This window comes from Denitraticella aggregata (assembly GCF_048158365.1).
Lineage (GTDB): Bacteria > Pseudomonadota > Gammaproteobacteria > Burkholderiales > Rhodocyclaceae > Azoarcus_F.
In genome coordinates, this window is the sequence record NZ_JBLLNL010000007.1 from 78,908 (window position 1) to 101,904 (window position 22,997).

Consider the following 22,997-nt stretch of genomic DNA (forward strand, 5'->3'; position numbering starts at 1 on the left):
CGCGGCGCGGAGGTGCATCGTCTGCATCGCAGTCGCGGCGTTCGGCGCATGAACTCGATCTGCCGCCGCAATTCATCGACGGCCCACGATGCCGGACCGTGCGGGTCGACACCATGAACAGACTCGTCGGCTTCGCATTCGCGCTGTTCGTCGTTGCGGCGGTGACGATCGCATTCGGCGAGCGCAGCGATGCTCCGATGCCGGCCACCGAGGTGCGCATCGAGCATCTGCTGATGCTGGCCGCGTACGCTGCGGACACGCGCATCGTGGCGGTCGGCGAGCGCGGGCACGTGTTCTTGTCCGACGATGGCGGCGGGCAATGGCGAAGCGCGCCGTCACCGACCGAGGCGACGCTGACGGCGCTGGCGCTGGTCGACCGCTCCACGCTGGTCGCCGTCGGTCATGATTCGGTGATCCTGAGGAGCACCGACGGGGGCCTCGGCTGGGACAAGGTCTTCGAGGCGCCGCAGGCCGAGGAGCCGCTGCTGGCGCTGCGTTTCGATGCAGCCGGCCGGGGCATCGCGGTAGGGGCCTATGGCCGTTTTCTGGTCAGCGACGACGGCGGGCGAGGCTGGACCGAGCGCGCGCTCGACGGCAACGACTTTCACTTCAATGCGATCGTAGCGGTGGGCGACAGCCTGATCCTCGCCGGCGAGGCCGGCACGCTGCTGCGTTCGGACGACGGCGGCGCGAACTGGGTCGAGCTCGACAGCCCCTACGAGGGTTCCTTTTTCGGTGCGCTTGCGCTGGACGATAGCAGCCTGCTGGTGTTCGGCATGCGCGGCCACGCGTTCCGCTCGGACGACCGCGGCGAGCGCTGGCAGGCAGTGCCGACCGGCACCGAAGCGTCGATCTTCGGCGGCGGGGTGCTCGCCGACGGTAGCGTGGTGCTGGTGGGCCAGAGCGGCCTGGTGCTGGTCGCCGACCGGCACGCACGCCGCTTCGACGCGATCGACAGCGGCTCCAGCCGAAGCTTCGTCGCGGTCACCGACGGCGCCGCAGCCGGCGAGATTCTGCTGTTCGGCGACGAGGGCGTGCTGCCTGTCCGGATTCGCCTGCCGGGGAGTGACTCGTGAGGCTGGCGCAGTTCATCGACCGGCTCGGGGACCTGGTGTTCGGTCACCGCAAGCTCTTTCTCGCGCTGTTCGTGCTGGTGACGCTGTCGCTCGGCGCGTCATCCACCCGCCTGTATGTGGATGCCGGTTTCGAGAAGATGATTCCGCTCGAACATCCGTACATGCGGACCTTCGTCGATTACCGCAGCACTTTTGGCGGGGCCAACCGGGTGCTGGTGGCGCTGCGTCAGAGCGAAGGCGAGATCTACGAGCCGGCGTTCTTCGACCGGCTCAAGGCGGTCACCGACGAGGTGTTCTTCATCCCGGGCGTCGATCGCGCGACGGTCACGTCGCTGTTCACGCCCAACGTGCGCTTCATCGAAGTGGTCGAGGACGGGTTCGCCGGCGGCAACGTGATTCCGGCCGGCTTCGCGGGCACGCCGGACGAGTTCGAAACGGTGCGCGAGAACGTGCTCAAGTCCGGCCGCCTGGGGCGTCTGGTTGCGAACGATCATGGCGGCGCGATGGTCACGGCCGAACTGCTCGAGATCGACCCGGGCACTGGCCAGCGGCTGGACACGCTCGCGGTCGCGCGCCTGCTCGAGGACATTCGTGCGCGCCATGCGGACGACCGCGTGGACGTGCACATCATCGGCTTCGCCAAGGCGGTGGGCGACATCACCGACGGTGCGCGCGGCGTGCTGATGTTCTTCCTGGTCGCGTTCGCGATCACCGCGGTGTTGCTGGTGCTGTACTCCGGTTCGGTCAAGCTCGCCGCGCTGACGCTATTGTGCGCGATGGTGCCGGTCGTGTGGCTGCTGGGGCTGTTGCCGCTGATCGGATTCGGCATCGACCCGATGTCCATCCTGGTGCCCTTCCTGATCTTCGCGATCGGCGTGAGCCACGCGGTGCAGATGACCCATGCTTGGCGGCTGGAACTGATGGCGCAGGACGACCCGCTGTACGCGGCACGGATGGCTTTCCGGCGCCTGCTCCTGCCCGGATCCATGGCCTTAACCACGACCGTGGTCGGCTTTCTCGTGATCCTGCGTATCGAGATCGACATGGTGCGCGAACTGGCGCTGACCGCCGGTCTGGGCGTCGGGCTGATCCTGATCACCAACATGCTGCTGCTGACCGTGCTGCTGTCCTTCGTCCGCCTGAGCGCGGCGGAACTACGTCGCAGCGCCGGCGCGGAGACCAAGGATCACTGGCTGTGGTCGCGACTGCGCTCGCTGGCCGCACCCAGGCGGGCCATCGTCGTGCTGGTCGTCACCGCGCTGCTGCTCGGCGCGGCCACCTGGAAGTCGCGCGAGCTGCGCACCGGCGACCTCGGTCACGGCATTCCGGAACTGCACCAGGACTCCCGCTACAACCAGGATGCGGCGGCCATCGTCGAGGCGTTCTCGATCGGCGTGGACGTGCTGTCGGTGATCGTGCAGACGCAGGGCGTCGACGGGGCGTGCACGAACTTCGACATCATGAACACGATCGACCGCTTCGAGATGACGATGCGCGGCGTGCACGGGGTGCAGAGCGTGGTCGGCCTGCCCGGCGTGGCGCGCACGATCAACGCGGGCTGGAACGAGGGCAATCCGCGCTGGCGGGTGCTGTCGCGCAATCCGGCGGTGCTGGCGCAGTCGGTGACGCCGGTCGACACCGGCACCGGCCTGCTCAACACCGACTGCAGCGCGATGCAGGTGCTGATCTTCACGCGCGATCACGAGGGCCCGACGATTGCGCATGTGATCCGCGAGGTGAAGGCTTTCCGGGATGCGTATCGGACCGAAAATCTGGACTTCCTGCTCGCATCGGGCAACGTCGGCGTGATGGCGGCGACCAACGAGGCGGTCGATGCCGCGTCGGTGACGATCCTGGCGTTGGTGTTCGGCGCCATCGGCCTGCTGTTCTTCCTCGAGTTCCGCTCATGGCGTGCGACCCTGTGCATCATCCTGCCGCTGATGATTGCGGCGGTCCTCTGCAATGCGCTGATGGCCTGGCTCGGCATCGGTCTCAAGGTGTCCACACTGCCGGTGGTCGCGATCGCGGTCGGCATAGGCGTCGACTACGGCATTTACTTCTACGAGCGCATGTCGCACCGCTTCAGCCACGGCGACGACCTGCCGGAGGCCTTCTTCCAGGCCCTGAGCCAGCGCGGCACGGCGGTGATGTTCACCGCGACGACGATGGCGGTCGGGGTCGGCACCTGGACCTTCTCGGCACTGAAGTTCCAGGCGGACATGGGCCTCCTGATGGCGTTCATGTTCATCGTCAACATGCTCGGCGCGCTGGTGCTGTTGCCGGCGATCGCGGCCATGCTCCTCGGGAACGGGCAGCGCGCCGATCGGCCCAGCCCCGCGCGCGCATGAGAACCGGGGCAGAACCTGCGGGATCGCCGCGCCGGCGCAGGGAACTCCGGTTGACAGCCCCGGGATCATCCGTAGAATTCAAACGAACGTTTCAATCGGACGGTGATCTCATTCCGGAGACGCGAGCATGATTACCAGCACCGGCCGGCACCCTCCCGAAACCCGCAGCCGCATCCTCGATGCGGCCGAGGCGCTGTTCGTCGAACACGGGCTGGAAGCCACGTCGATGCGCATGATCACCACCCGGGCCGAAGTCAATCTCGCGGCGGTCAATTACCATTTCGGCAGCAAGGACGCGCTGATCCAGGAGGTCTTCCAGCGGCGTCTGTTGGAATTGAACCGGCAGCGTCTGGCCGCGCTGGACGCGGTCGAGGCGAGGGCGGCGGGTCGCGGACAGCCGGTCAAACCGAGCGAGGTGCTGGACGCGTTCTTTCGCCCTGCGCTGCAGCTCGCATCCGATACCGAGCACGGCGGACATACCTTCATGCAGTTGCTCGGGCGCACCTACACCGAACCCAACGCATTCGTGCGCCAGTTTCTGGCCGAGGAGTACGCCGCGACGCTGAACCGTTTTCTCGGCGCGCTGTATGCGTCGCTGCCCGGTGTGCCGCGCGAAGAGATCCTGTGGCGTTTCCATTTCATGATGGGGGCGACCTCGTATGCGTTCGCCGGGACCGACGCGCTGCAGCTTTTCGCCGGTACCTTCGACGACCAGGATCCGGCACGCATGGTGCCGCGGCTGATGTCCTTCCTGCTCGGCGGCCTGCGCGCACCGTTGCCGGAGGGTGTGGGACAGCGTCCGGAAACGCTGCGACGATCGGGAACATCCCAATGAAGCGAGGGGCTGACGGGCTTGGGTGCAGCGCGAGGGGTGAGGGGGCGGGCGAGGGAATCGGGCGCGACGTGAGAGGCGGGTCCGCGCTGGGCCGATGATGCATGTGAGCGGCGCCGGCGGTAACCGAGAGTTTTCCGGCGGCGGCGCAGGCCATTGTCGACAAAAAGGAGAGGGTGATGTTCTGGCTTCTGATGCTGTTGCTACCGGTGATGATCGTGGTGCTCGCCTATCGGCGCGCGCCGCTGCCGGCGTGGGCGGGTGCCGGAGGCGCCTGGCTGGTGCTCGCATCGGTCGCGGCGGGGCTGCCGATCTTGCTCACCATCCTGGTGCTCGCCGCCTGGGCGGCGGGCTGCAAGGTGTTCATGGGCGAGCGGCGCAAGCGCCTCGTCACCACGAGGATCTTCGCGGCCTTCCGCCAGGCCCTGCCCGGCATGTCGCAGACCGAGAAGGATGCGCTCGAAGCCGGCACCGTGTGGTGGGAAGGCGAGCTCTTCCGCGGGGCGCCTGACTGGTCGCGGTTGCAGCGCTATCCATGGCCCGCCCTGAGCGACGAGGAGCAGGCCTTCCTCGACAATGAAACGACCGAGCTGTGCCGCATGTGCAAGGACTGGGACTCGACCCAGCGCCAGGACCTGTCGCCCGAAGTGTGGCAGTTCATCCGCGAGCGGGGCTTCCTCGGCATGATCATCCCAAAGGAATACGGCGGCAAGGGTTTCTCCGCGTTCGCGCACTCCCAGGTCGTGACCAAACTGTCAACCCGCTCGTCCGCCCCGGCGGTCACCGTGATGGTGCCGAACTCGCTCGGCCCAGCCGAACTGCTGCTGCATTACGGCACGCCAGAGCAGAAGCAGCATTACCTGCCGCGGCTCGCGCGCGGCGAAGCGATTCCGGCCTTCGCGCTGACCAGCCCGTGGGCGGGGTCGGACGCGGCGTCGATTCCCGATGCCGGTGTGGTGTGCCGGGGCATGTGGAACGGCGAGGATGTGCTTGGCATGCGGGTCAGCTTCGACAAGCGCTACATCACGCTGGCGCCGGTGTGCACCGTGTTCGGGCTCGCGTTCCGCCTGTACGACCCGGAGCGCCTGCTCGGCGACGTCGAGGACCTCGGCATCACCTGCGCGCTGGTGCCGCACGATCACCCGGGCGTGGATATCGGCCGCCGCCACCTGCCTCTCAATGCTGTGTGGATGAACGGTCCGATCCGCGGACGAGACATGTTCATGCCGCTCGAGTTCATCATCGGCGGGCCGGCGATGGCCGGTCAGGGCTGGCGCATGCTGATGGAGTCGTTGGCGGCGGGGCGGTCGATCTCGCTGCCGGGTTCGAACACCGGCATGCAGAAGCTCACCGCGCGGGCGGTCGGCGCCTACGCGCGGGTACGCTATCAGTTCAAGACCGCGATCGGCCGCTTCGAGGGGGTCGAGGAGGCGCTGACCCGCATCGGCGCGAACACCTACCTGTGCGACGCGGCCCGTATCATGACCGCCGGAGCGATCGACCTCGGCGAGAAGCCGTCGGTGGTGTCCGCGATCGTGAAGTATCACGTCACCGAGCGCGCGCGCCAGACCGTCAACGATGGCATGGACGTGATCGGCGGCAAGGGCATCTGCCTCGGGCCGCAGAACTTTCTCGGTCGCGCGTATCAGCAACTGCCGGTCGGCATCACCGTCGAGGGCGCCAACATCCTGACCCGCAGCCTGATCCTGTTCGGTCAGGGTGCGATCCGCTGCCATCCCTACGTGCTAGACGAGATGCATGCGGCGCAGCGCGACGACCTCGATGGCTTCGACCGGGCGTTCTGGGGACATGTCGGCTATACCGCGTCGAATGCGGCGCGCGCACTGGTGATGGGCCTCACGGGTTCGCATTTCGTGAAGGTGCCGGCCGATGTCGCCCCGGACACGCGACGCTATTACCAGCAGCTGACGCGCTTCTCGGCGGCCTTCGCGTTCTTGGCCGACATCTCGATGGGCACATTGGGCGGTGCGCTGAAGCGCAAGGAAAAGCTGTCCGCGCGTCTGGGCGACATCCTGTCGCAGATGTATCTGGCGAGCGCGACGCTGAAGCGCTTCGAGGCCGAGGGCCGCCAGGCGGCCGACGCGCCGCTGATGCACTGGGCCATCTGGGACTGCATGTTCCGCATCCAGAACGCGTTTGAGGGCGTCATCGCGAACTTCCCGAACCGGATCCTGCAGACGATCCTGCGCCGGCTGGTCGTGTTTCCGCTCGGTCGCCCCTATGTGGTGCCGTCCGACCGACTCGGTCACGAGGTCGCGCGACTGCTGATCGAGCCCTCCGCGACCCGCGAGCGCCTGACCGCCGACACCTATGTGCCGGACGACGTCGAGGAACCGGTGGGCGCGCTCGAGGCGGCGCTGGTCGCGACGATAGCGGCCGAGCCGATCGAGGCCAGGCTCAGGGAGTCGCAGAAACAGGGGCGGTTCACGCCGCCGCTCAACCTCGGGGGAGATGTGGACGCGATCTGGCGCGATGCGCTGGCGGCCGGCGTGATCATGCAGCAGGAATACGACATCGTCGAGCGCCGCAACCGGCTGCGTGACAAGGTCATCCGCGTCGACGACTTTCCGTTCGATTTCGGCCTGCGCGACGTGCTATGCGCCGCAGATGCGAGCGTCGCCGGTTCTGCTGAACCCGGCCCTGCCATCGAGGCCGCAACCACGCCGAAGAAGGCCGCGCGGCGCAAGCGATCCGCGGTCTGAGCGGAAAGGGAGCGCAGCCGCATGTCGCCCGACGTATTCATCATCGACGGCGCCCGCACGCCGTTCCTGAAGGCACGTAACGCTCCGGGTCCGTTCGCCGCATCGGATCTGGCCACCGCGGCCGGCACCGCGCTGCTGATGCGCCAGCGCTTCGCGCCGGATCAGCTCGACGAGGTCATTCTCGGCTGCGCCAGCCCGTCGCCGGACGAGGTCAATATCGGTCGCGTGGTGGCCTTACGGATGGGCTGTGGCCACGAGGTGCCGGGCTGGACCGTCATGCGCAACTGCGCCAGCGGCATGCAGGCGCTGGATTCGGCGCTGATCAACATCCGCCAGGGGCGCTCCGAACTGGTGCTGGCCGGTGGCGTCGATGCGCTGTCGCGTGCGCCTTTGCTGTTTTCGGACGCGATGGTGCAATGGTTGTCGGACTGGTATGCAGCCCGAAGCGTCGGGCAGAAGCTCGCGCTGCTGCGACGCTTCAGGCCGGCCCATCTGGCGCCGGTGATCGCGATCATGAAGGGGCTCACCGACCCTGTGGTCGGCCAGCTGATGGGGCAGACTGCCGAGAACCTCGCCCATCATTTCGACATCTCCCGCGAGGACATGGACGGGTTTGCGGTGCGCAGTCACCAGAGGGTCGGCGCCGCGCAGCGGGCCGGCCATTATGACGAGGTCGTGCCGCTGATCGATCGCGACGGCAAGGTCCATGCGCAGGACGACGGCGTGCGCGATGATTCGAGCATGGACAATCTGGCCAGGCTCAAACCCTTCTTCGACCGCAAGTACGGACGGGTCACCGCGGGCAACAGCTCGCAGATCACCGATGGTGCGGCCTGGCTGATCCTCGCGTCGGCGCGAGCCGTCGAGCGCCACGGCCTGGAGCCGCTCGCGCGCATCGTCGACAGCGAGTGGGCCGGACTGGACCCGGCGCAGATGGGCCTCGGGCCGGTGCATGCGGCCACGCCGCTGCTGCTGCGTCGTTCGCTGGGGCTGGCCGATGTTGACCGCTGGGAGATCAACGAGGCCTTCGCCGCGCAGGTCATCGCGTGCCTGCGCGCGTGGGACGACGAGACCTATTGTCGGGAGCAGCTCGGCCTGGATGCGGCGCTCGGCAGGCTGGACGAGGACAGGCTCAACGTCGATGGCGGCGCGATCGCGCTCGGTCACCCGGTCGGCGCGAGCGGTGCGCGCATCGTACTGCATCTGATGCAAGTGCTGCGGCGGGAGGGCGCGCACCGCGGGGTCGCCGCGATCTGCATCGGTGGCGGCCAGGGCGGCGCGATGCTGGTGGAGGTGGTGCGATGACCGACACGTTCGAGCATCTGGTCCTGGTGCGCAAGCCGAGCGGTATCGCGTGGCTGTATCTGGACAAGGCCGGATCGACGACGAACACGCTATCCTCGGACATGCTCGACGAACTCGCCCGCCTGTTCGAGGCGCTGCAGCGCCATCCGCCCACCGGGCTGGTCATCGCATCGGCCAAGCCGGCCGGTTTCGTCGCCGGTGCCGACATCGACGAGTTCACCCGCATCGATTCGGCCCAGGGCGCGCGCGACCTGGTCGAGCGCGGCTGGTCGCTGTTCGACTGGCTGGCGCGCCTGCCGTTTCCGACGCTGGCGCTGATCCGGGGGCATTGCATGGGCGGCGGGCTGGAGCTGGCGCTGGCCTGCCGCTACCGCATCGTCGTGGACGAGCCGGACACCCGGCTTGCGCTGCCCGAGGTCATGCTCGGCATCATGCCGGCCTGGGGCGGCATGATGCGGCTGCCGCAGCGGGTCGGGCCGGCGGTGGCGCTCGACCTGATGCTGACCGGCAAGCCGGTCGACGCGAACCGGGCAAAGCGCATCGGTCTGGCCGACGCGTGCGTGCCGGTGCGCGTGATGGAGAACGCCGCCGACACGATGATCCTGTCCGGTCATCGGGTGCGGCGCCTGCCGCTGGGGATGCGCTTGCTGAACGGGCCGCTGAAGGCGGTCGTGGCCGCCAGGGCGCGCAAGCAGGTCGCGACCCGTGCGCGCCGCGAGCACTACCCGGCGCCCTGGGCGATCATCGACACGTGGGCGAAGTTCGGCGGCAATGCACTGGCGGTGCCGCCGGACGACCCGGCTTCGCTCGACGCGATCTTCCGTTCGCCGACCGCGAAGAATCTGGTGCGGGTGTTCTTTCTGCAGGAGCGCCTGAAGGCGATGGGCAAACCGGCCGATGGTGCGCCGCCCTTCGTCGCGCGTCACGTGCATGTGGTCGGCGCCGGGGTGATGGGCGGCGACATCGCGGCGGTGTGCGCGCAGCGCGGCATGACGGTGACGCTGCAGGATCAGACGGTGGAGCGGATCGCGCCGGCGGTCGCGCGTGCGGCGAAGTTCTTCGCGCGCAAGTACAGGGGCGACGATCGCCAGGTGCGTTTCGCGCTGGATCGCCTGATTCCGGACCCGCAGGGTCACGGCGCGACGCGTGCGGACCTGATCGTCGAGGCGATCTTCGAGGACCTGGCCGCCAAGCGGGCGCTGTTCGCGCGGCTCGAACGCATGGCCCGGCCGGACGCGGTGCTCGCGACCAACACGTCCAGCCTGCGCGTGGAGGACATCGCCACCGCGCTGCAATCGCCCGAGCGCCTGGTCGGCATCCATTTCTTCAATCCGGTCACGATGATGCCGCTGGTCGAGGTGGTGCAGGGCGACGCATCCGAGGTCGGCACATTCGCGCGGGCGGCCCAGTTCGTGCGCGCGCTCGACAAGCTGCCGCTGCCGGTCAGGAGTGCGCCGGGCTTCCTGGTCAACGCGGTGCTCGGCCCCTACATGCTGGAGGCCCTGCGCTGCTTGGACGAGGGCATTGCGGCGGAGACGGTCGACCGGGCGCTGGTCGATTTCGGTATGCCGATGGGGCCGGTGGAGCTGGTCGACACGGTCGGCCTGGACATCGCACTCGCGGCCGGGCGGGCGCTCGCCGGCGACGCGGGCGGCGATCCACCCCGGAAGCTGGTCGAACTGGTCGACGCCGGCCATCTGGGACGCAAGAGCGGGCAGGGGTACTATCGCTGGGAGAACGGCAAGGCGGTCAAGTCCGATGCCGGACCGGTGCCGGCCGGGCTGGACGACCGGATACTCGCGCCGCTGTTCGCGGCCGCGCAACGCTGCGTCGATGAGGGCGTGGTGGCCGACGCCGACCTCGCCGATGCCGGGGTGATCTTCGGCACCGGTTTCGCGCCGTGGACCGGCGGCCCGCTGCATCATGTCGCGAGCCTGGATTCTTCCGGACCGCATTCGCCGAACGCGCAGGTCGCGCCGATGGCGCTCGAACAATCGAGCTGAGGAGCACACGAACATGTCCGACGAGCAAGCGCAACACGATCTGGTGACCCTGCCGCACGACCGTCAGCCGGCCCTGCGCATCATGACGATGCCGGCCGACCTGAATCCGGCCGGCGATGTGTTCGGCGGCTGGATCATGGCCAACGTGGACATCGCCGGTGCGATCCCGGCGCGCCGGTGCGCGAAGTCGCGGGTCGCGACGATCGCGGTCAATTCATTCCTGTTCAAGCAGCCGGTGTCGGTCGGCGACCTGGTCAGCTTCTATGCGAAGGTCAAGTCGACCGGACGCACGTCGGTGACCGTGGATGTCGAGGTCTATGCCGAGCGCGACCCGGAGAACCCGGTCGTGGTCAAGGTCACCGAGGCGACGCTGACCTATGTCGCACTCGACGACCGCGGGCGCAAGCGCCCGGTCCCGGCCGAATGAAGCCACTTTTAGACGCATCCCGGACCCGGTCCGGCGGTCGCGACACGACCGCCGCCTGAGCTTCCCGGGCGGAAGCAGTTGTTTTGGAGGAGACCCCCAGTGAGCAATTTTATCATCCGCAAGGTCGCGGTACTCGGTGCAGGCGTGATGGGCGCGCAGATCGCGGCCCATTGCGCCAGCGCGGACGTGCCGGTGCTGTTGTTCGACCTGCCGTCCGGCGACGGCAAACCGAACGCGATTGTCGACAAGGCGCTGGCCGGTCTGAAGAAGCTGGACCCGGCACCTCTGGCCGCGAAGGACCGGCTGGCCTTCATCGACGCCGCCAACTACGGTTCGGATCTGGAGGCGCTGCGTGATTGCGACCTGATCATCGAGGCGATCGCCGAGAAGATGGAATGGAAGCTCGACCTGTTCGCGAAGGTCGCGCCCTTCATCCGCGCTGACGCGATCTTCGCGACCAACACGTCCGGCCTGTCGATCGCGTTGCTGGCCGAAGGCATGCCCGAGGCCTTGCGCAGCCGCTTCTGCGGCATCCATTTCTTCAACCCGCCGCGCTATATGTCGCTGGTGGAGCTGATCCCGACCCCGCAGTCCGACGCGATGATGCTGGACGCGCTCGAAGCCTGGCTCACGACCCGGCTCGGTAAGAGCATCGTCCGCGCGAAGGACACGCCCAATTTCGTCGCGAACCGGGTCGGCGTGTTTTCGATCCTGGCGGTCATGCATCATACGGCGCGGCTGGGTCTGGGCTTCGACGACGTCGACGCGCTGACCGGTCCGGTCATCGGCCGACCGAAGAGCGCGACCTATCGCACCGCCGACGTGGTCGGTCTGGACACGCTCGCGCATGTGGTTGGCACGATGCAGGCGACGCTGCCGGACGATCCGTGGCACCGGCATTTCGCTCAGCCCGACTGGCTGCAGGCGCTGATCGCGAAGGGCGCGCTGGGGCAGAAGACCCGCGCCGGCATCTACCGCAAGGCGGGCCGGGAGATCATGGTGCTGGACCTCGCGCGACAGGACTATCGTCCGAGCGCGGGCGAGGTCGCGCCCGAGGTCGAGGCGATCCTGAAGAATCGCGACCCGGCCGAACGATTCGCGCAGCTGCGCGCCAGCGCGCACCCGCAGGCGCAGTTCCTGTGGGCCATCTTCCGCGATGTGTTCCATTACTGCGCGGTGCATCTGGGCGACATCGCCGACAACGCGCGCGATGTCGACCTGGCGATGCGCTGGGGTTTCGGCTGGTCGCAGGGGCCGTTCGAGACCTGGCAGGCAGCCGGCTGGAACGACATCGCGAACGCGGTGCGCGACGACATCGACGCGGGGCGCGCGATGAGCGATGCACCGTTGCCCGCGTGGGTGTTCGCGCGCGCTGGCGTACATGAAGGCGGCGGGTCCTACTCGGCCGCGGCGGATGCACTGGCGCCGCGTTCGACGCTGCCGGTGTATCGGCGACAGCTTTATCCCGACCGCGTGCTCGGCGAGGCCGCGCCGGATCGCGGCCGCACGCTGTGGGACAGCGGCGATGCGCGCGACGGCGTGCGCCTGTGGCTGCGCCCGGACCAGGACGAGCGGGTCGGCATCGTGTCGATCACTTCAAAAATGCACGCGCTCGGTGCCGGTGTCATCGACGGGTTGATCGAGGCGGTGGCGCGGGTCGAGCGCGATCTGGATGCGCTGGTGCTGTGGCACGAGGCCCCGTTCGCGGTCGGCGCGAACCTGCAGCAGGTGGCGGCGGCCTGCGAGGCCGGCGAGTTCGACCGGCTCGAACGCATGGTGGCGCGCTTTCAGCAGGCGTCGATGTGCCTGCAGCAGGCGCAGGTGCCGGTGGTCGCGGCGGTGCAGGGCATGGCGCTGGGCGGCGGTTGCGAGTTCGCGATGCATGCGGCGCACCGGGTCATGGCGCTCGAGTCCTACTTCGGTCTGGTCGAGGTCGGCGTCGGCCTGATCCCGGCCGGGGGCGGCAGCAAGGCATTCGCAGTGCAGGCGCATCGCCTCGCCCGCCGTGCGGCCGGCGGCGACGTGTTCGGCTTCGTCCAGAACACGTTCCAGACGATCGCGATGGCCACCGTCGCGAAGAGCGCGCTCGAGGCGGTGCAGCTCGGCTTCGCGCGGCCCTCCGACGACATCCTGTTCAATCCGCAGGAACTGCTGTATGTAGCGATCCGGCGGGCACGCGCACTCGCCGAGGCTGGATATCGCCCGCCGCTGGTCGAGCGCGCGATCACGGTGGCCGGGCGCAACGGCATCGCGACCTGCGAGCTGATGCTGCTCAACATGGCAGAGGGCGGCTTCATCTCCGAACACGACTACAAGGTCGGCCGGGCGGTCGCGACCGCGCTGTGCGGTGGCGAGGTCGAGACCGGTTCGCGCGTCAGCGAGCAATGGATACTCGACGTCGAGCGTGCGCTGTTCGTCGAGTTGCTGCAGACCACCAAGACGCAGCAACGCATCGCGCACATGCTCGAGACCGGCAAGCCGCTGCGCAACTGATCCGGAGACATCATCATGAACACACAGATCCAGGACGCCTACATCGTCGCCGCCACCCGCAGCCCGGTGGCGCGCCGCAACGGCATGTTCCGCAGTACCCGGCCGGACGACCTGCTCGCGCACGTGCTGTCAGCCGTGCTCGGCAAGGTGCCGGGGCTGGATCCGGCCGAGATCGGCGACGTCATCGTCGGTTGCGCGATGCCGGAGGCCGAGCAGGGCATGAATGTCGCGCGCATCGGCCTGTTGCTGGCCGGTCTGCCCGAGATGGTGCCCGGCATCACGATCAACCGCTTCTGCGCGTCCGGCCTGCAGGCGGTGGCCGATGCGGCCGCGCGCATCCGGCTCGGCGAGGCCGAAGTGATGATCGCGGCCGGCACCGAGTCGATGAGCGCGATGCCGCAGATCATGGGCAACAAGGTCAGCCTCAACCCGGCCATCTTCGCGAAGGCAGAGAATGTCGGCATCGCGTTCGGCATGGGGCTCACCGCCGAGAAGGTCGCGCAGCAGTGGCAGGTGAGCCGCGAGGACCAGGACGCGTTCGCGCTGGAATCGCATCGCCGCGCGGTGGCCGCGATCGATGCCGGCGCCTTCCGCGACGAGATCACGCCATACGCGGTGCGCACGCATGTGCCGGGAGACGGCGGCCAGGTGCGTGTGGTCGAGCGCCTGTGCGATACCGACGAAGGCCCGCGTCGGGACGCCTCCGCGGAGGCGCTCGCGAAATTGCGGCCGGTGTTCGCGACCAAGGGTTCGGTGACCGCCGGCAACAGTTCGCAGATGTCGGACGGCGCCGGCGCGGTGCTGCTGATGAGCGAAGCGGCGGTCAAGCGCCACGGCGTGACGCCGATCGCGCGCTTCGCCAGCTATGCGGTGGCCGGCGTGTCGCCGAAGATCATGGGCATCGGCCCGGTCGAGGCGATCCCGCGTGCGCTCGCGGCCGCCGGTGTGGCGCAGGCCGATGTCGGCTGGATCGAACTCAACGAGGCCTTCGCGGCGCAGGCACTGGCGGTGATGCGCACGCTAGCGCTCGATCCGGCACGCGTGAATCCGCTGGGCGGTGCGATCGCGCTCGGCCACCCGCTGGGCGCGACCGGCGCGATCCGCATGGCCACGCTGATGAGCGCGATGCAGCGCGACCCGACGCTGCGCCACGGCATGATCAGCATGTGCATCGGCACCGGCATGGGCGCGGCGGGGGTGTTCGAGCGGCTTTGAATGCTTCGGTCGGACGGCTCACCTGCAGGCTCATTCTTCAGTGGGCGCAGGGGGTGGCCGTGCTTGTATCGAACGCCTGCTGCGCGTAATCTGTGCGCATCGATTACGCGCAGGAGTGGGCGCATGCCGGTCGACTACGATCTCAAGGGCCCGAAACGCTCGGCCAATCTGAGCATCAACAGTGACTTGTTGGGTCAGGCTCGTGCGATGGGGATCAATCTGTCCTCATTGATGGAAGAGGCCTTGGCCGAAGCGGTCAGGGTTCGACGCCAGGCGCAGTGGCTGGAGGCAAATCGTGATGCGATGGCCGCGTACAACCGGCAAGTGGAGCAGCACGGCACGTTCAGCGATGCGGTGCGAAGCTTCTGATGAGCCAGTTTGCCGTTCATCGCAACTGCAACCAGGACAGTGCCGGGCGCTACCCTTTCCTGCTCGATGTGCAGTCGCCGTTGCTCGAGGGCCTGGAAACCCGGCTCGTGATACCGCTGACGCCGCTAAGGATTCTGGGTGGGCGCGCGATGGATCGCGTCACTCCGGTGTTCGAGATTCATGGCGAGGCGCATGTTCTGCTGACACCGCAGATGGCAGGGGTCGCCCGGAAGGAACTCGGCAACATCGTCACCGATTTCGGCCCGAAACGGGACAGCATCATCGCCGCGATCGACTTCCTGATCACCGGTTGCTGAGTGTCTGATCCGCTTCCACGCCTCACCCGATCAATTCAAGGACCCGCCAGATGGCCAATACCGTACTGTTCGAAGTCAATGATCGTGTCGCGACGATCACGCTGAACCGCCCCGCGCAACTCAACGCGCTGTCGGTCGAGATGATGCAGGACCTGTACGAGGTCGCGCGCCTGCTCAGGGATCACAAGGACGTGGCGGTCGTGATGGTGACCGGTGCCGGCGATCATTTCATGGCGGGCGGTGACCTGAAGGATTTTGCGCGCCATTTCGACCAGAACGCCAGCACCCGGCTGGTGACCTACCGCGCGATGATCGAGAAGCACATCAACCCGACCATCGAGATCATGCAGGGTCTGCACCAGCCGGTGATCGCGAAGGTGCGCGGTGCGTGCGCCGGTTTCGGCATGTCCCTGATGCTGGGCTGCGATCTGGCGGTCTGTGCCGACAACGCGAAGTTCACGACCGCATATGCGTCGATCGGTCTGCCGGCCGATGGCGGCATGTCCTACTTTCTGCCGCGCATCGTCGGCACGCGCAAGGCGACCGAGCTGTTGCTGCTTGCGGATCGCTTCGATGCGGCCGAGGCGCAGCGGCTCGGGCTGGTGAACCGGGTGGTCGCGGCTGACCGGCTGGACGACGAAACCGCCGCGCTGATCGAACGGCTGAAGAACGGACCGCATCATGCCTACGGCGAGGTCAAGCGCCTGCTCGCGAACACGCTGGACGACAAGATCGAGTCGCAGCTGCAGAGCGAGGCCGAAGCCTTCGGGCGCTGCGGCGCGACCGGCGACTTCGTCGAGGGCGTCAACGCCTTTCTCGAGAAGCGCAAGCCGGCTTTTCGGGGGGGCTGACTTTGGCGTAGCCGTTCGTTGCCGGTTGCGGGAACGGGCGTCTGAGGGTCGAACCCGCGCACCGGTGCCGGCGACTGGCCTCGCGGCTCCAGCTGTCACTCGCGCTGCCGCTGTAAGGCGCCTTCGGCTTTTCAACCCTACCCGGCGGGCGGAACGGTGTCGACGAAGCTCGGCCGCGCGAACATGTGCTCTGCCAGCCGCGTCAGTGCGGGCCGGCCCTCGCGCCAGCCGAGCTGTGCGAAGCGCAGGTCGAGATAACCGAGCGCGATGCCGACCGCGATGTCGGCCAGGCTCATCTGGTCGCCGTGCAGCCACTCGCGACCGGTCGCGTGCTTCTCCAGATGGTCCAGGCCGCGCTCGACCTTCTGCAGCTGGCGTTCGATGACGGCATCGCTGCGCTGCGGATCGGGCTGGCGGGATTCGAGCAGCGCGATCACCGCGGCGTCGTTGATGCCGTCGGCCAGCGCCTCGATCTGGCGCACCCGCACACGCTCCAGGTGATCGAGCGGCAGCAGGTGTGGCGGCGCATTCAGCGTCTCCAGATAGCCCGCGATGACCGGCGAGTCGTGGAAGGCCTCCCCGTCGGCGGTGATCAGCACCGGGACCTTGCCCAGCGCGTTCAACTCGGGTACGCGGGTGCTGATCTCCCACGGCGAATCGACGACCAGCTCGAAGGGCAGCTTTTTCTCTTGCAGCACGACGCGGATCTTGCGGGCGTAGGGGCTGGTCAGGGACGCGAACAGCTTCATCGACATGATGGTTTCCTCAGAGCGGGGCCCAGGTGGTGGAGATGATGTCACGGATCACATGGAGCTTGCCATGAAAGAAATGGTCGGCACCCGGAACCACGATGATCGGCTGTTCCTGCGGGCGCGCCCATTCGAGCACGTTGGCGAGCGCGACCGTCTCGTCGAGCTCGCCATGGATGATCAGCGCCGGGATGCCCTTTGGCAGCGGGCCGGTGTCGTAGTGACGGGCGCCGTCGCCGGCGGTGCCGGCGGCCATGCCGACCAGCGCGAGCCGGCGTGGCGGCGTCATGTCGTCGGCGAGCCGGGCCGCGACCCGGGTCTGCACGAAGCCGCCGAACGAGAAGCCGCCCAAGGCCAGCGGCTGAAAGCCCCAGCGCGACTGGGCCCATGCGATCACCGCGAGCATGTCCTCGGTCTCGCCGTGGCCGTGGTCGTGCGCACCCTCGCTCGCGCCTACGCCCCGGAAATTGGGTCGGATCGCCGCATAGCCGAGGTCGCGGAACACGCGCGCCAGCGTGTGCGCCACCTTGTTGGTGTTCGCGCCGCCGTACAGCGGATGCGGATGGCAGACCAGCGCGATGCCGCGCACGTCGGCCGGGGCGTCGATCAGCGCGTCGATCGCGCCTTCCGGGCCGCGCAGCAGGACTTTTTCGGTGGGCAGCGGGCGGGTCATCAGCTCTCCAGTTTCAGTCGCTCGACGACACGGCCACCGACCAGATGCTCGTCGATGATCTGGTCGATGTCTTCCTTGTCGACATAGGTGTACCAGACTTCATCCGGATACACGACCAGCACCGGGCCTTCGTCGCAGCGGTCCAGGCAACCGGCCTTGTTGATGCGGACCTTGCCCTTGCCCTTCAGGCCGAGCTTGCCGATCCTGTCCTTCGCGTAGGTCTGCATCTCGACCGCGTGGTGCTCGTTGCAGCAGGTGTCGCCGGGCTGGCGCTGGTTGCAGCAGAAAAAGACGTGGTGCCGGTAATAACTCATGTTGGGGTCTCCGTGGGGGCGCTGTGCCGCGTTGCGGTCATTGGTGTCGTTCGGGACGATTATAACGATCGGCCGCTCAGTGGCCATCATCGTGGAGATGCTCGCCGCGCCACAGTCCGATCGCCGACAGCCAGGCGAGCGCCAGAAAGGGCCAGGCGCTCGCGACGAACTGGGTGAGACCGTGGAAATTCAGAAAATTCCCGCGGTCGAGCACGCGCTGATCGACCAGCAGATACGGGTTGTCCGGGATCAGATTGGTCAGCGTGGTCGCGACCAGCAGCACCATGCCCGCCAGCGCGTGCTGCATCAGGCTCGGCAGCAGCAGCGCCAGCGCGAGCAACGGCAGGCCGATCGTGAGGCCCAGGCGCGCCCCCGGCGTCAGCCACGCCAGCGCGGCACCGGGCACGAAGAACAGCAGGCTCGCGAGCGATTTCGCGCCGATCGCGAGTACCAGCAGCAGCACCACCGGCCAGGGGCTGGTCGCGCGCATCATGCAACTCGCCAGCAGTCCCACCGAGATGACCGAAGCGGCGACCAGCGCGGCTTCGAGCGTGATGAAACGCTCCGGCGCGAACGGCAGCGGCGTTGGCAATTCGAGCAGGCGATGCAGGTCCCCGTTGGAGAACGCCATGCTCTCGGGCATCAGCTGGGTCAGCAGCCACAGCGCGAGCAGGATCAGGCCGAGATCGCCGGTCCGCCCCGGGATGATGCGGACCGAACGCCAGCGCTGCAGCCAGCCGTGACGGTCGAACAGGCGGCGTCCGAACAGCGTGCTCAGCATCGCGCCGATGAAGGCCCCGGCGACGTTGCAGCCCAGATCGACATTGGACGAGATGCGGGTCGGCAGGAAGTTCTGCGCGGTCTCGATCGCGAAACTCAGCAGCGCGGCCATCACGGTCGCGAGCACGACCGCACCGGTACGACCGACGCGTCGCGGCAGGGCCGCCAACAGCACGAAGCCGAGCGGCACATAGCCGAGCACGTTCAGCACCAGATCCTCGGTCCGGTAGTACTTCGGGAAGGGCGCGGTCAGATAGTCGAACAGCGGCAGGCCGCTCGTGCGCCAGCCGGTCAGCGGATGCAGGCAGGCATACGCGATCAGCAGCGTGTAGGCGACCGCCAGATAGACGGTCAGGCGGGTCGAAGCGTCGCTGTCGCGCATCGGTCGCCGGCTCAGTGCGGCATCGCGGCGATGTGCGCGGTGCGGCGCATCGTCGCGCTCACGCCGCGTCGGTGCCGAGCTTGCGCAGTTTCGCGAACCATTTCCGGCAGCCCGCATCGTCGAGCGAGTCGACACCGCCGATCAGCGTCTCGCGCACCGGCGCGATGCCGACGAAGCCGAGGATGTTGCGCTCCAGCGACTTCACGCTGTGCGCGCGAAAGTAATAGCGATACACCAGCGCCGGCATGCCCATCGTGACCACGACCCGCGCCGAGCGGCCGGTCAGGCCTTTGCGGGCCATCGGGTTGTCGCCGTCCGCGGTGAACGCGAAGCCGGGGCGCGCGATCTGCTCCAGGAAGCCCTTCAGCAGCGCCGGCATGTCGCCCATCCACAAGGGAAAGAACAGCGCCAGATGTTCGGCCCACGCGATCCCCGCCTGCGCATCGTGCAGCGTCTCGGGCAGGATGCCGTGTTCCCACTCGTGCTGGCTGCGCAGCAGCGGAAAGGACAGCCGCGCGACATCGACCTGCCTGACCTCATGGCCGGCGGCTTCGGCGCCGTCGCGATACTGCGCGGCCAGCGCGTGGCACAGATGCTCGGCATCCGGGTCTGGATGGCCCTGGATGATCAGGATACGTCGGCTCATGTCTGCTCTCCTGCGGCGGCGCCCGCCGGGCGGCGGAAGGGTTCAGCCGCGATGCCGGATGCATCGAAGCGGCATGCCGGGCGGCCTGCCCAAGTGTCGCATGAAAATGCGACGGTCCGGCGACGCTCAGCCCGGGATCAGTCGCCGCAGCACCGTGGCCGGTGCGTACTCGCGCTGCAGCCGCTCCCAATCGACCGCGTCCAGCGTGTTCTTGACCAGCAGGCCGAGTTCGGTGTCACCCTCCATCAGCAGCCGGCGGTCGAAGAACAGCGTGTCGGCGTCCTCCTCGCGCAGCGCCAGCGCGATGTAGTCGCGCAGCGTCGCGCTCAAGGTCAGGTCGGGCGCGGCGCGGCGCTCGATGGTCCGGAAGCCGGTCGGTCCGAGCGTGAAGTCCAGGGTCAGACCGGCGTCCTTCACCCGCAGGCGCAGGTGCCGGCCGGTGAGCGGCTCGAGGTCCCCGACCGGCAGAATGCGGCCGCGCGCGAAGTTCAGCGCGAGCGTCAGCGCTCGCGCCGGCGGGCGTTGCGGCAGGCGCGCGGCGAGGCCGGCGAGCATGGGTGAGAGCGTGAAGGCGGGCAGGCGGGGGAGGCTCATGGCATTGGGTTCCGGCAAGTCGAGGGGTCGGAGCGCGGTGCAGTTGCTCCCTCCCCTTCAAGGGGGAGGAAAGGTTGTCTTTACCGAGTTCACTCGTTTTTTTCGCTCCACTGACGGAAGCCTGGTGGCGCGTTGGGTTCAGGGTATGGTCTGCAGCTCGAGTCCGGGCCGGCCATGCCAGAAGCCGTTGCAGGCCTGGTCCACGCTCCATTGCGCGCTGGCGGCGAAGGCCTGCTGCGGAGTGGTCCGGCGGTGCCTAACCGCGTCGAACAGTTCGACGATGCGCGCGGTGTCGTTGCCCTGCGGGCTGATGCGCAGAACCTGCGCGTGGCGGCAGGCCTCGTCCAGGTCGCCAAGCAGGTTGTGAACGCGCGCCGACTGCGTCTGCACGCCGTTCAGGGTCAGGAAGGGCTCGCCTTCTCGGGTGCGCAGCACCAGCCCGTCCGCGAGGCCGAGGCAGCGGAACTCGCAGGTGTCCTTCTGCAGGTTGAAATGACGCGCGGTGAAACAGCGCGCCGAATGCGCCAGCGGCAGCCGCCCCCACGCGAGCACTTCGGTGTCTATCGGGCGTGCGAGGGCGGTCTGCAGCGCGGCGAGCGCATCGCCCGACATCTCGGGCGCGACCACCCAGCGGCGCGCGCCGAGCTCCATCAGCAGCGCCAGCGTGTCCGGATTGAACACGTTCAGCGTCGGTCCGGCGATCCAGTCGCGCCGGCTGGCTGCGGCGAGCAGCTGCACCGCCGACATGTCGTTGGCCTCGATGGTGAAGCGGTCCTGCGCGACGATTCGGCGCAGCGTCTTCAGGTCGGACTCGGATTCGATCAGCGACTGCGACGACAGCACCACTTCCTTGCCCGCGTCGGCCAGCATCGCAGCCACGTCCAGCCAGTCCTCCAGGCGCAGTTCATGCCGGCGCGAGCACACGGTCTCGCCGACATAGACGATGTCGACCGGACCGTCGGCGATGCCGGCGTAGAAGTCCAGCGTGGCCTGGCGCGGCCAGTAGTACAGCAGCGGGCCGAGCGCGATGCGGGTGGCATTCATTTCCATGGCCTGTAATACGCGCCCAGCGTGTGGCTGCGGCCTTCGGAGACCTTGTCCAGCTCGGCCATCCACGCCGGCTGCACCGAGAAGCGGTCGGCATCGGCGAGCACGCGGTCGATCGCGGCCCGCCACACGCGCGTGACCTGCGCGACATAGGCCGGGCTGCGCTGGCGGCCCTCGATCTTGATCGCGCGCACGCCGGCCCGCGCGAGTTCGGGCAGCAATGCGATCGTGTTCAGGCTGGTCGGTTCTTCCAGCGCGTAATAGGTCTCGTCGTTCACGTCGAAGCGGCCCTTGCACAGCGTCGGATAGCCGGCGCGCTCGGCGTCGCCGAAGCGGTCGATCAGGATCCCGTTGAGACGGGTCTCCATGCCGCGCGGGGTCTGTTCCCAGCGCACATGCTTGCCCGGCGAGCAGGCGCCGTTGCAGTTGGGCGACTCGCCGGTCGCATAGGCCGACAATGCGCAACGCCCCTCGACCATCACGCACAACCCGCCGAAACCGAACACCTCGATCTCGACCGGCGTGTGCGCAATGACCTGCTCGACCTGCGCCAGCGCCAGCACCCGCGGCAGCACCGCGCGCCGGATGCCGAAGCGCTCGCGGTAGAAATTGATCGCCTCGTAGCTGGTCGCCGAGCCCTGCACCGACAGGTGCAGCCGCAGCTCGGGATGCGTCTTCGCCGCATAGGCCATCAGGCCGGGGTCGGCGAGGATGACCGCGTCGATGCCGAACTCGGCCGCCCGGTCGATCGCGGCGGTCCAGTCGGCCCAGTTGTGCGCCTGCGGGTAGGTGTTCAGCGCGAGCAATACCTTGCGGCGGCGCGCGTGCGCGTAGGCCACGCCGTCGCGCATCGCCTTCGGGTCGAAGTTCAGGCCGGTGAAGTTGCGCGCGTTGGTCGCGTCCTTGAAGCCGACGTAGACACAGTCGGCGCCGTTGTCGACAGCGGCCTTCAGTGCCGGCAGGCTGCCGGCGGGGCAGACGAGTTCGATTGTGTGCTGGGTCATGTGCTTGCGGGGCTGTGAAAGCCCCGCAAGTCTAGTGTCGTGCCGCGGTGCGTGCGTTGACCCGTGTCAAAGGCCGGGCCGGTGACGGGCCTCGCGATCCTGCTGGGTCAACAAAAAAGGCGACCCGCGGGTCGCCTTTCTTCGATCGTGTTTCGCCGAGCCTTCAGCTCATGCGGCGGCGCATGGCACCAAGGCCGAGAAGGCCCAGGCCGAGCAGGGCGAGGGTGCCGGGTTCGGGGACGGCACCGACGGGAGGTGGTTCTGGTTCGTTGCCGTTTTCACGAAGATTTGCCTGAACTGTCAAGAGCGATTCCGTCAGGCGAATCGTGCCTTGATTCACGCCTCTTCGGACTCCTACGCCCAATGTCCCATTTTCAACGTCGAAATACGATGCGATGTCAATTGCCGCGCCTCCGAGGAATGCAGCTGTGTCGGACGGTCCAGCTTCCGTGCCGAAACTCACGTAGATGGTGTCACCCGATGCATTAATGCCGCCCGATGTCGAGAAGGTCAATTGCAGGATTCCGCTTATGAAATCATGATCACCGTAAGAGTACGGATTTGTAGTGATCAGCGTTAAGTTGTGCACATACGAAAAGGTCGTTGAATCTGAGAGCGCTTGACCAGATCCCGAAAAGATAATGTTTTGTTGGAACTCCAATTGGGTCGGTATCGCATGTGCCATCCCGACAAACCCCGCCAGGATCGCACCGACCAAAATCTTGCGTGTGGTTTTCATTTTCCTTTTCTCCGTCGTTTTTTTGCTCTTGGGTCCTGTTGCATCCGGGCAACGATCGACCACGTGAATACTGCTGCTGGCTCTCACTAAGCAGATCCCGTGCCAGATTC

Annotated in this window: 21 protein-coding genes; 12 read left to right on the forward strand and 9 right to left on the reverse strand. The window is 67.6% G+C overall.

The features are described 5' to 3' along the window. The first annotated feature begins 113 nt into the window (after positions 1 to 113). The 12 genes from ACKVEX_RS10245 to ACKVEX_RS10300 all read left to right on the forward strand — a co-directional run bounded on the left by ACKVEX_RS10245 (position 114) and on the right by ACKVEX_RS10300 (position 15,959). On the forward strand, positions 114 to 1,076 hold the full coding sequence (locus tag ACKVEX_RS10245; protein WP_473215628.1) for a WD40/YVTN/BNR-like repeat-containing protein: 963 nt from the start codon (positions 114 to 116) through the stop codon (positions 1,074 to 1,076). Then, the gene (locus tag ACKVEX_RS10250) at positions 1,073 to 3,424 is read left to right on the forward strand and encodes an efflux RND transporter permease subunit (protein ID WP_473215629.1); all 2,352 of its coding nucleotides are present in this window, start codon (positions 1,073 to 1,075) and stop codon (positions 3,422 to 3,424) included. The genes ACKVEX_RS10245 and ACKVEX_RS10250 overlap by 4 nt, the downstream gene beginning before the upstream one ends. 127 nt (positions 3,425 to 3,551) lie before the next feature. Beyond that, positions 3,552 to 4,259, forward strand: coding sequence for a TetR/AcrR family transcriptional regulator (locus tag ACKVEX_RS10255; protein ID WP_473215630.1), 708 nt, complete (start codon positions 3,552 to 3,554; stop codon positions 4,257 to 4,259). A gap of 176 nt (positions 4,260 to 4,435) precedes the next feature. Continuing rightward, complete coding sequence (locus tag ACKVEX_RS10260; protein ID WP_473215631.1) at positions 4,436 to 6,979, forward strand: acyl-CoA dehydrogenase; 2,544 nt, start codon at positions 4,436 to 4,438, stop codon at positions 6,977 to 6,979. A gap of 21 nt (positions 6,980 to 7,000) precedes the next feature. Next, positions 7,001 to 8,284: an acetyl-CoA C-acetyltransferase gene (locus ACKVEX_RS10265; protein WP_473215632.1), complete on the forward strand. Its 1,284-nt coding sequence runs from the start codon at positions 7,001 to 7,003 to the stop codon at positions 8,282 to 8,284. Further along, on the forward strand, positions 8,281 to 10,287 hold the full coding sequence (locus ACKVEX_RS10270) for a 3-hydroxyacyl-CoA dehydrogenase NAD-binding domain-containing protein (RefSeq protein ID WP_473215633.1): 2,007 nt from the start codon (positions 8,281 to 8,283) through the stop codon (positions 10,285 to 10,287). The genes ACKVEX_RS10265 and ACKVEX_RS10270 overlap by 4 nt, the downstream gene beginning before the upstream one ends. Positions 10,288 to 10,300: 13 nt before the next feature. Continuing rightward, the gene (locus ACKVEX_RS10275) at positions 10,301 to 10,714 is read left to right on the forward strand and encodes an acyl-CoA thioesterase (RefSeq protein WP_473215634.1); all 414 of its coding nucleotides are present in this window, start codon (positions 10,301 to 10,303) and stop codon (positions 10,712 to 10,714) included. Between the two features lie 99 nt (positions 10,715 to 10,813). Then, complete coding sequence (locus ACKVEX_RS10280; protein ID WP_473215635.1) at positions 10,814 to 13,207, forward strand: 3-hydroxyacyl-CoA dehydrogenase/enoyl-CoA hydratase family protein; 2,394 nt, start codon at positions 10,814 to 10,816, stop codon at positions 13,205 to 13,207. Between the two features lie 15 nt (positions 13,208 to 13,222). Continuing rightward, positions 13,223 to 14,422 (forward strand): acetyl-CoA C-acyltransferase, encoded by a 1,200-nt coding sequence (locus ACKVEX_RS10285; protein ID WP_473215636.1) that lies wholly within the window; start codon positions 13,223 to 13,225, stop codon positions 14,420 to 14,422. Positions 14,423 to 14,545: 123 nt separating this feature from the next. Beyond that, a complete protein-coding gene (locus tag ACKVEX_RS10290; RefSeq protein ID WP_473215637.1) occupies positions 14,546 to 14,791 on the forward strand; it encodes a type II toxin-antitoxin system CcdA family antitoxin in 246 nt (81 codons plus the stop codon). After that, a complete protein-coding gene (locus tag ACKVEX_RS10295; RefSeq protein ID WP_473215638.1) occupies positions 14,791 to 15,108 on the forward strand; it encodes a CcdB family protein in 318 nt (105 codons plus the stop codon). The genes ACKVEX_RS10290 and ACKVEX_RS10295 overlap by 1 nt, the downstream gene beginning before the upstream one ends. A 50-nt stretch (positions 15,109 to 15,158) precedes the next feature. Continuing rightward, on the forward strand, positions 15,159 to 15,959 hold the full coding sequence (locus tag ACKVEX_RS10300; RefSeq protein WP_473215639.1) for an enoyl-CoA hydratase/isomerase family protein: 801 nt from the start codon (positions 15,159 to 15,161) through the stop codon (positions 15,957 to 15,959). A gap of 137 nt (positions 15,960 to 16,096) precedes the next feature. Here the strand turns inward: ACKVEX_RS10300 and ACKVEX_RS10305 are convergent, their stop codons facing one another. The 9 genes from ACKVEX_RS10305 to ACKVEX_RS10345 all read right to left on the reverse strand — a co-directional run bounded on the left by ACKVEX_RS10305 (position 16,097) and on the right by ACKVEX_RS10345 (position 22,887). Next, complete coding sequence (locus tag ACKVEX_RS10305) at positions 16,097 to 16,708, reverse strand: glutathione S-transferase (RefSeq protein ID WP_473215737.1); 612 nt, start codon at positions 16,706 to 16,708, stop codon at positions 16,097 to 16,099. 16 nt (positions 16,709 to 16,724) lie between these two features. Continuing rightward, the gene (locus tag ACKVEX_RS10310) at positions 16,725 to 17,381 is read right to left on the reverse strand and encodes an alpha/beta hydrolase (protein WP_473215640.1); all 657 of its coding nucleotides are present in this window, start codon (positions 17,379 to 17,381) and stop codon (positions 16,725 to 16,727) included. Then, positions 17,381 to 17,695: a (2Fe-2S) ferredoxin domain-containing protein gene (locus ACKVEX_RS10315; protein WP_473215641.1), complete on the reverse strand. Its 315-nt coding sequence runs from the start codon at positions 17,693 to 17,695 to the stop codon at positions 17,381 to 17,383. Before ACKVEX_RS10315 ends, ACKVEX_RS10310 begins: the two co-directional genes overlap by 1 nt. Before the next feature lie 76 nt (positions 17,696 to 17,771). Continuing rightward, positions 17,772 to 18,857: a VanZ family protein gene (locus ACKVEX_RS10320; protein WP_473215642.1), complete on the reverse strand. Its 1,086-nt coding sequence runs from the start codon at positions 18,855 to 18,857 to the stop codon at positions 17,772 to 17,774. A gap of 58 nt (positions 18,858 to 18,915) precedes the next feature. Further along, positions 18,916 to 19,503, reverse strand: a complete 588-nt coding sequence (locus ACKVEX_RS10325) for an NAD(P)H-dependent oxidoreductase (RefSeq protein WP_473215643.1) — start codon at positions 19,501 to 19,503, stop codon at positions 18,916 to 18,918. A gap of 126 nt (positions 19,504 to 19,629) precedes the next feature. Beyond that, on the reverse strand, positions 19,630 to 20,097 hold the full coding sequence (gene ubiT / locus ACKVEX_RS10330; RefSeq protein ID WP_473215644.1) for a ubiquinone anaerobic biosynthesis accessory factor UbiT: 468 nt from the start codon (positions 20,095 to 20,097) through the stop codon (positions 19,630 to 19,632). 138 nt (positions 20,098 to 20,235) lie between these two features. Continuing rightward, on the reverse strand, positions 20,236 to 21,141 hold the full coding sequence (locus tag ACKVEX_RS10335; protein WP_473215645.1) for a U32 family peptidase: 906 nt from the start codon (positions 21,139 to 21,141) through the stop codon (positions 20,236 to 20,238). After that, positions 21,138 to 22,148: a ubiquinone anaerobic biosynthesis protein UbiU gene (gene ubiU / locus ACKVEX_RS10340; RefSeq protein ID WP_473215646.1), complete on the reverse strand. Its 1,011-nt coding sequence runs from the start codon at positions 22,146 to 22,148 to the stop codon at positions 21,138 to 21,140. The genes ACKVEX_RS10335 and ubiU overlap by 4 nt, the downstream gene beginning before the upstream one ends. Before the next feature lie 163 nt (positions 22,149 to 22,311). Then, positions 22,312 to 22,887: a PEP-CTERM sorting domain-containing protein gene (locus ACKVEX_RS10345; RefSeq protein ID WP_473215647.1), complete on the reverse strand. Its 576-nt coding sequence runs from the start codon at positions 22,885 to 22,887 to the stop codon at positions 22,312 to 22,314. Positions 22,888 to 22,997: the final 110 nt, after the last annotated feature.